Here is a 7,725-nt window from a genome sequence, read left to right on the forward strand (position 1 = left end):
GTGGGCTGAAAAAATATACCCAAACCAGCAAAAATACGGCCGCATTTTCAACCATCGCTGCGAACTCGTTATACAAGGATAGATTTTAGAAGGGCAAATTCATTCGTTTTCTCCTTTCTCTCTAAACAAACTTTTTTTTGAAATAACAATATACATTTTTTTTAAATTTTACATATTAAAGGATTGACGCTTAATGGAAACACTGATATGATTAGGTTGTAGGAAATTTGTCGAATATTGACGAATAAACGACAAAAAACTTTTTTGCGGAGAGGAGAATCGACGATGAAATCGACAGGGATTGTGCGTAAAGTCGATGAGTTAGGACGCGTCGTCATTCCGATTGAACTGCGACGCACGTTGGATATTAACGAAAAAGATGCGTTGGAAATTTATGTTGACGATGACCGCATCATTTTGAAAAAGTATAAGCCGAACATGACGTGTGTCGTCACCGGCGAAGTGTCGGACGACAACTTCAAACTGGCCGGCGGCAAAATCATTTTAAGCCGCGAAGGCGCGGAAATTTTGCTGCAGGAGATCCAACAGCATCTAGAAGCAGCAGCGGACAAAGAAAAAGAATAAAAAAGTTTCTCTGGCTTCAGAGAAACTCTTTTTTTTCTTCTTGCTGTTGATGATACTGCCGATAAACGTCACGTTTCGACATGTTTCGATCACTGGCCGCCTGTTTCACCGCCTCTTTGACGGAAAGGCTGTGCTCGCGAATATAATAATCGACATGTTCGACAAGCGAAAGCGGCTGCCACCATTCCTCTGCCTCTTGCTCTTGTTTATGTCCATCTCGCGCCCCTTCGACAATGAGGCAAAATTCGCCCCGGATGTCATGTTCTTCCGCCCAAGCGACCGCATCACTTAAATCACCGCGGATGAACTCCTCAAACCGTTTCGTCAGCTCGCGGCCAAGAGCGATGCGCCGATTGCCGAATATATCATACATGAGAGCGAGGGTTTCTTTCAGGCGGTGGGGCGCCTCATAAAAAATTAACGTCTCCGCCGCCGTTTTTAACGACAGCAACTGCTCTTTTTTCTCTTTTTTCGCCCGTTCCAAAAAGCCGACAAACAAAAAGCGGTTCGTCGGCAACCCGGAGGCGACAAGCGCTGTCAATGCCGCGTTCGCTCCAGGAAGAGGGACGACGCGGCAGCGTTCGGCAAGCGCCGCAGCAATAAGCTCATAGCCCGGATCGGAAATGCCGGGCATCCCGGCGTCGCTCACTAATGCCACCGTTTTTCCTTTCTTCAGCCATTCGACAAGCTGTCGGCCGCTCGCGTATTTATTATGCTCATGGTAGCTGACGAGCGGCGTATGAATGTCGAAATGAGCGAGCAGCTTTTTCGTCTGCCTTGTGTCTTCGGCAGCGATGACGTCAGCCTCCTGAAGCGTCCTAACCGCGCGAAACGTCATATCCTCCAAATTGCCGATCGGCGTCGGCACGATGTACAATGTCCCTTGCTCCGTTTGTTCGACAAAACTTTTTTGCTGCCAAAGCATCCTTGTTCCGCCCCTTTAAGATGAAATAATGCCATATAAGATACGCTTCGTCTCCTCGGTATATTCGTTCTTCTCATCATACACGACAAGCGGAGGCAACACTTTTAAGTCCGGGCTTGCATCTTTTGTTCCTTCAATCAAAATCATGTTCGCCTCTTTGCCCGCTTTCGGGTACACAAAGCGGAGCCGTTTCGGCTCAAGACGGTATTGGCGCATGAGCGTCACAAGGTCAAGCAGCCTCCCGGGCCGGTGGACGAACGCCGCCTTCCCTCCTTGCTTCAACAGCTGGCTGCTGACGCGGATCACATCCTCTAAGGTGCAATAAATTTCATGGCGGGCGATGGCGATATGTTCATTTTTGTTCAGTTCATCTTTGCCGACTGCTGGAAAATACGGGGGGTTGCACGTGACGACATCGTACCGGCTGTAACCGATCCGCTGCGGCGCTTCTTTAATGTCGCCGTGTATGATCTCGATTTGTCCTTCAAGCCCGTTGTATTGCACACTCCGCCTCGCCATGTCGCAAAGCCGTTCTTGAATTTCGATGCCGATGATCGTCCCTTTTGTTCGCCGGCTCAATAAGAGGGGAATCACTCCGTTGCCCGTGCACAAATCAACAATCTGCCCCTTTTGAATCGGCATATAGGCAAAATGAGCAAGGAGCACGGCATCAAGGGAAAACGAAAATACAGATGGACTTTGAATGATGCGGAGCTCTTCGTTAAACAAATAATCGAGCCGTTCATCCTCGTGCAATTCCACCATGACGCACGACCCTCCATTGAAAAAAATAACCTTTCCGAAACGGAAAGGGTGGCGCTGCCTTTAGTTTTTGTTCAAAAATGACAAGCAAAACAAACAATCGCCCTCGGTGCGAACGCTTCCGTAATGGATATGACAAATATGAAACCCTTCTTGGTAAAGGCGGGCTAAATTGTCATACCCTTCGCCAATGTCGATCAGTTTTTTGCCATGTTTGTCCCCTTTTCGTTTGGCTTCTTCCCATGCTTCTGACAATTGTTCAAGTCGACGGCGCAAATGAGCATTTTCGATTTGCAACTGGTGATTCTCTTCTAACAGCTCCGTTACGCGCTGTTTCAGTTGAACCAGCTCGCGGTAAAAATAACTAAGTTGCTCTTCCATATTGGCCACTGATCGAAACACTTCTTTTTTATCTACTTTTTCCACCGGCCCCACCCCAAATTAATCTGCGACGCGAATGGACAACGTCCCGTTTTTCATCAGCTCATCGAGTGTGTATTCGACGACCCTTCCGAATTCTGGAAGCTCGATTTGCAACACCCGCTCTAAAATGTTCAAGCCGACGACTTTGCCGAAGCCGTGTGGTGTCTCGACATATTCCCCTAAATCCGGGAGTTGTTCTTTCGCCGTCTCATACTCTTCGTTTTCATATTTCAGGCAACACATCAGCCGGCCGCACAGCCCGGAAATTTTCGTTGGATTGAGCGACAAGTTTTGATCTTTCGCCATTTTGATCGACACCGGTTCAAAATCGCCTAAAAACGTCGAACAGCAAAGCATACGGCCGCACGGCCCGATGCCGCCAAGCATTTTCGCCTCATCGCGCACCCCGATTTGCCGCAGCTCGATGCGCGTGCGGAAAATCGACGCTAAGTCTTTCACAAGCTCGCGGAAATCGACGCGCCCATCGGCAGTGAAATAAAAGATCACTTTATTGCGGTCAAACGTATATTCCACATCGACAAGCTTCATTTCCAGCCCGTGCTCTTCCACCTTGCGCAAGCAAATGTCGTACGCCTGGCGCGCCGCCTTTTTGTTTTCTTCTACAATCCATTTATCTTTCTCATTCGCCACTCGGATCACTTTTTTGAGCGGCAACACGATGTCGTTTTCGTCAACTTGTTTATTGGCGACGACGACTTTTCCATACTCAATGCCTCGCACCGTCTCGACAATGACGAATTCGCCGACGGGAATAACGGCATCGCCAGGGTCAAAATAATAAATTTTTCCTGCTTTTTTAAAACGGACGCCGACTACCGTATACAACGGCTCTCCCTCCTTTACCGCTTTAATTGAAGAACGAGCTGCTCAACAAGCAACGCGGTGCTCATATTGGTTGTATTTAAACGCGTTTTCGCTTGTAAAATTGCTTCCATACCAGCCACGATCCGCCGTTGTGGGCAAGCAAGCGCCCATCGTTGCAGGCGGTCCAACTGATCACGGTATAACACGCCGTCCATTTGTCCGGCTTGAATATGCAACAAATCGCGGTATAAATATAAAAGCAAATCAAGTCCAAGGTCAAGCTGATGGCTTTCCAAAAAATGCGGAAACAAGCGGTCATGGATGAAAAACAAAAGATGCAGCTTCGGCTTGCCGAGCATCTCATACCATTGTAGCACTAATGTTCGCGCCTCGGCAAACCAACTATCTTGGGCAAGTGCCAGTGCTTCCTCGAAGCTGTTTGTCAAATGGGCAGCCAGCAGCGCCAATGGCAACGGTACGTGCTCCTCGACAAGTTCCTGGGCGAGCTCCACCGGCGACAGCGGCCGGAACGAAAGCACTTGACAGCGGGAAACGATCGTCTCCAGCAAGCGATGGTATTGCTCGGTCAGCAATACCGCCACCGTTCCCGGATGTGGTTCTTCCAAAAATTTCAGAAGGCTGTTGGCAGCGCTTGTCGTCATTTGATCGGCGTACTCAACAATGTACATTTTTTTATCCGACTCGACCGCTGTTTTCGAGAACTCTTGTTGCAGCCATTCGATTTGTTCCTTTTTGATTGACCCTCCATCCGGGCCAATCACCCGGACATCGGGGTGGTTGCCGGAGTCGATGCGCCGGCAGTTGCGGCACTCTAGACACGGGGAAACTCCGATTGGGGATAGACAAAACAAACGTTTCGCCAACAACAAACTGGCCGCTTTTTTACCCGTCCCCCGTTGCCCCTCAAACAAGTACGCATGAGAAATTCGCCCTTTTTCCAAGGCGCTTTGCAACATTTTCGCCACCACCGGCTGACGTTTCGCTAGCTGTTCCCATCGCATCGCCATCACTCTTCCTTATTTCTTATTTCTATTCTATCATGTCCGCTAGGAATCATCACGGTTGGATTCATGGAAATGGCGCTGTCATCTTCCTTTCAAGCGGGAAAGCACCACTGCTGTTGTTTCGGAGAATACATCATCAAGCGGGCGGTTCGCGTCGATGACGACAATGCGGTCGCCAAACCGTCTGGCGAGTTCCCGATACCCTTCTCGCACCTTCTCATGAAAAGACAACGTTTCAAGGTCAAGCCGATTTACTTCCCGGCCGCGGTTTCGCCGGATTCGTTCAAGCCCAATTTGCGGATCGAGATCAAAATAAATCGTCAGCGACGGCATATATCCATCAATAGCGAACTCATTAATTTTCCATACTTCCTCAATGCCAAGCCCGCGGGCAAATCCTTGATAGGCGAGGGAGCTGTCAACAAACCGGTCGCAAAGGACGACGCACCCAGCCTCAAGCGCCGGTACGATTTTCTCAAGCAAATGCTGCCGGCGCGCGGCCGCATACAAAAGAGCCTCCGTCCGCCCGTCCATCTCTGTATAATCGCGGTTTAAAATGATTGAACGAATTGCCTCGGCAATGCGCACTCCGCCCGGTTCCCTCGTCGCCACAACGTCAATCCCCCGCTCACGCAACAACGATTCCAATTTGCTGATCATCGTCGTTTTGCCGGCTCCTTCCGGCCCTTCAAACGAAAAAAAGCATCCGTTCATCACTCGCGGCATCCTTTCCATCCTTCCTATTCGTATACAACCAACTGACCATCTTTCAGCCTGCTCCCGCCTTGTATGTGTGCCCGATAGCAAAGAAGCTGGCGGATCTGTTCAATATGGCCACGGCCGAGCTGTTCCCCGACCCACACGAGCGGCACACCAGGTGGATATGGAATGATCGTTTCCGCCGCTATATGTCCTTCAGCTTCCTCAAGCGCCACGGCTTTTGTCCGCAAACAACGCAGTTCATCATACGGGACTAAAACCGATAGCGGTGGGCCGAGAAAAGGCGAAGCGTCACATACCGGCACCTCACCATCCGGCAAATCACGCCACGCCCGTTTGATTTTCTTCACCGCCTTCTGAAGTCCACCAGTTGCGGCCAGCGGGCAAACAAAAAGCACATTCATTTGATCAGCAAGCTCGACAAACACTCCTTCGCGCTCAAGTCGACGCTGCAGTTCATACCCAGTTAGGGAACAACGCGTCTGCACCGTTACTTTCAGCGGATCGGTCTGTACGCCAAAATGGCGGGAACAAACGACTGCCACCCCGTCAATATCGGCCAGGGCTGCTTTAAACTCCTTAATTTCCGCCACGATCGTTGCCGCATCGCTTTTTGAGAGCTGGGCAACATAGCTCCGCGCCAAATCGAGCGACGCCATAATCGGGTAAGACGGACTGCTTGACTGAAACAACTGCAAAAAATATTTCAACCGTTCAAGATCAACCCGCTCGCTGTTTACATGCAAAAACGCTCCCATCGTCATCGCCGGCAACGTTTTATGAGCCGACTGCACGACGACATCGGCGCCATAGCGAAGCGCCGATGTCGGAAAAGGGGGACCGACAACGAAATGGGCGCCATGCGCCTCATCAACCAGCACCGGAATGCCATGTTCATGAACTAGACGGACAATTTCCGTCAAATCGACGGCCATTCCATAATAATTTGGATTCGTCAATACAACCGCAACAACATCGCCATGAAGCGCCAACGCCTCTTTAACCGCTTCAGGACGAATGTGCGAAGCGACACACACATCACGATCAAACTCCGGGGCAAGTAGAACAGGAGTGGCCCCCATAAGTTGCAATGCATGCATCACCGATTTATGGCAATTGCGTTGCACAATCACTTTCTTCCTCTTTCCATCACACACGGCGGCGATCATGGCCAAATTCCCTGCCGTCGAACCGTTCACAAGGAAAAACGTCTCCCGAACGCCATATAGCTCCGCTGCCAACGCCTGCGCCTCAGCAATCACCGACTCAGGATGATGCAAGTCATCCAAGCCGGAAATTTCCGTCGCATCCAACGCCAACAGCGGCGCAAACATATCTCTCCCTCGTTTTGAAAACAACGCACCGTATTTATGTCCCGGCACGTGAAACGAAACCGGACGGCGCGCCCAATGGTGTATGAGAGCGTCATATAAAGGGGTTTTCGTTTGATCCATCATCATCCTCTTTCCTTGCTGTCCGTCCCAGAACAGCCATCGTCCGGGCACAGACTGCCAAAATGCACAGGATATGCAGGAGAAACATCAAACATATAGTATCACAAACGCTCGAAAAAACGCACGAGTCGCATCAATCGCAAATAAAAACAGGCCCGAATGCAGGCCCCAATTACGAGTGAATTTTCGATGTAAACATTTTGCGCAACTGTCGCACATAAAACGAGTAGTTCGGGTCATCCGTATTCGTTTGCACAATCGCCCGGTTGCAGTCCAAACAAAGAAAATGGCCAAAAAGGGAAATTCCTTCCTTTTTTTTCTGTTCACAAACGATGCATACATGTTCGCGTTGATTCCGATCGGCTATTGATGTCCTCACGCTCTCCACCTCCCATCCTCTATGTTTCCCACATTGCTAACATTCTATACTAGTAGATGAAAGGAAGAGAGACATTGAGCGGGTCCTTATCGTTTTTTCCTCAAAACAAAAGCAGCCAATTGCACGAATGCAACTGGCTGCTCATTATTGCCTAGCAGCGACCTACTCTTGCAGGGGCGCTGGCCCCAACTACCATCGGCGCTGGAGGGCTTAACTTCCGTGTTCGGGATGGGAACGGGTGTTTCCCCTCCGCCATAGCCACTAGGCAACGATGATCATCTTGGACAGTTATTATTATATCCATCCTGTTGGATTTGTCAATCGAAATAGTTCATTCCCTCAAAACTAGATAACCGTCGGAAGAAGCCGCGCTTCGTACTGTCTAGCTCCGGCTCGCCGCCGCTCGGGGTCAAATAACCTTCTCCCTCGGGGTGCAAGCGCCCCTGCGGGCGAAGAACATTTGCCCGTCGCGGCGAACCGCTCGCCTCCGCTTTTCCCTTTAGGTTAAGCCCTCGATCGATTAGTATCCGTCAGCTCCACGTGTCGCCACGCTTCCACCTCGGACCTATCGACCTCGTCATCTTCGAGGGATCTTACCCGCTTTTGGCGGTGGGAAATCTCATCTTG

9 protein-coding genes and 2 rRNA genes are annotated in these 7,725 nt (G+C 50.2%); 1 reads left to right on the forward strand and 10 read right to left on the reverse strand.

Annotated elements, in window-relative coordinates; genetic code table 11:
• The first annotated feature begins 285 nt into the window (after positions 1–285).
• A complete protein-coding gene (locus ETC05_RS15350; RefSeq protein ID WP_021322629.1) occupies positions 286–585 on the forward strand; it encodes a transition state genes transcriptional regulator AbrB in 300 nt (99 codons plus the stop codon).
• A 16-nt stretch (positions 586–601) separates the two neighbouring features.
• Here the strand turns inward: ETC05_RS15350 and rsmI are convergent, their stop codons facing one another.
• The 10 genes from rsmI to ETC05_RS15400 form a co-directional block, all read right to left on the reverse strand.
• Entirely contained in the window at positions 602–1,510 is a 909-nt protein-coding gene (rsmI, locus tag ETC05_RS15355) for a 16S rRNA (cytidine(1402)-2'-O)-methyltransferase (protein WP_031406349.1), read from the reverse strand.
• Between the two features lie 15 nt (positions 1,511–1,525).
• Positions 1,526–2,275 carry a tRNA1(Val) (adenine(37)-N6)-methyltransferase gene (locus ETC05_RS15360; RefSeq protein WP_031406351.1) on the reverse strand — a complete coding sequence of 250 codons (750 nt, stop codon included), beginning with the start codon at positions 2,273–2,275 and terminating at the stop codon, positions 1,526–1,528.
• 60 nt (positions 2,276–2,335) lie between these two features.
• Complete coding sequence (gene yabA / locus ETC05_RS15365; protein ID WP_031406353.1) at positions 2,336–2,698, reverse strand: DNA replication initiation control protein YabA; 363 nt, start codon at positions 2,696–2,698, stop codon at positions 2,336–2,338.
• A gap of 15 nt (positions 2,699–2,713) precedes the next feature.
• Complete coding sequence (locus ETC05_RS15370) at positions 2,714–3,541, reverse strand: PSP1 domain-containing protein (protein ID WP_171661371.1); 828 nt, start codon at positions 3,539–3,541, stop codon at positions 2,714–2,716.
• Between the two features lie 14 nt (positions 3,542–3,555).
• Positions 3,556–4,548, reverse strand: a complete 993-nt coding sequence (gene holB, locus ETC05_RS15375; RefSeq protein WP_171661372.1) for a DNA polymerase III subunit delta' — start codon at positions 4,546–4,548, stop codon at positions 3,556–3,558.
• A gap of 78 nt (positions 4,549–4,626) precedes the next feature.
• The gene (gene tmk / locus ETC05_RS15380; RefSeq protein ID WP_031406359.1) at positions 4,627–5,259 is read right to left on the reverse strand and encodes a dTMP kinase; all 633 of its coding nucleotides are present in this window, start codon (positions 5,257–5,259) and stop codon (positions 4,627–4,629) included.
• Between the two features lie 26 nt (positions 5,260–5,285).
• Entirely contained in the window at positions 5,286–6,719 is a 1,434-nt protein-coding gene (locus tag ETC05_RS15385; protein WP_171661373.1) for an aminotransferase class I/II-fold pyridoxal phosphate-dependent enzyme, read from the reverse strand.
• Between the two features lie 172 nt (positions 6,720–6,891).
• Positions 6,892–7,098, reverse strand: coding sequence for a sigma factor G inhibitor Gin (locus ETC05_RS15390; protein ID WP_171661374.1), 207 nt, complete (start codon positions 7,096–7,098; stop codon positions 6,892–6,894).
• A 149-nt stretch (positions 7,099–7,247) separates the two neighbouring features.
• Positions 7,248–7,364: ribosomal RNA gene (gene rrf / locus ETC05_RS15395) — 5S ribosomal RNA — on the reverse strand.
• 234 nt (positions 7,365–7,598) lie between these two features.
• Positions 7,599–7,725, reverse strand: a 23S ribosomal RNA gene (locus tag ETC05_RS15400); the annotation flags it as partial.

The organism is Geobacillus sp. BMUD, assembly GCF_013096845.1.
Taxonomy (GTDB): domain Bacteria; phylum Bacillota; class Bacilli; order Bacillales; family Anoxybacillaceae; genus Geobacillus; species Geobacillus vulcani.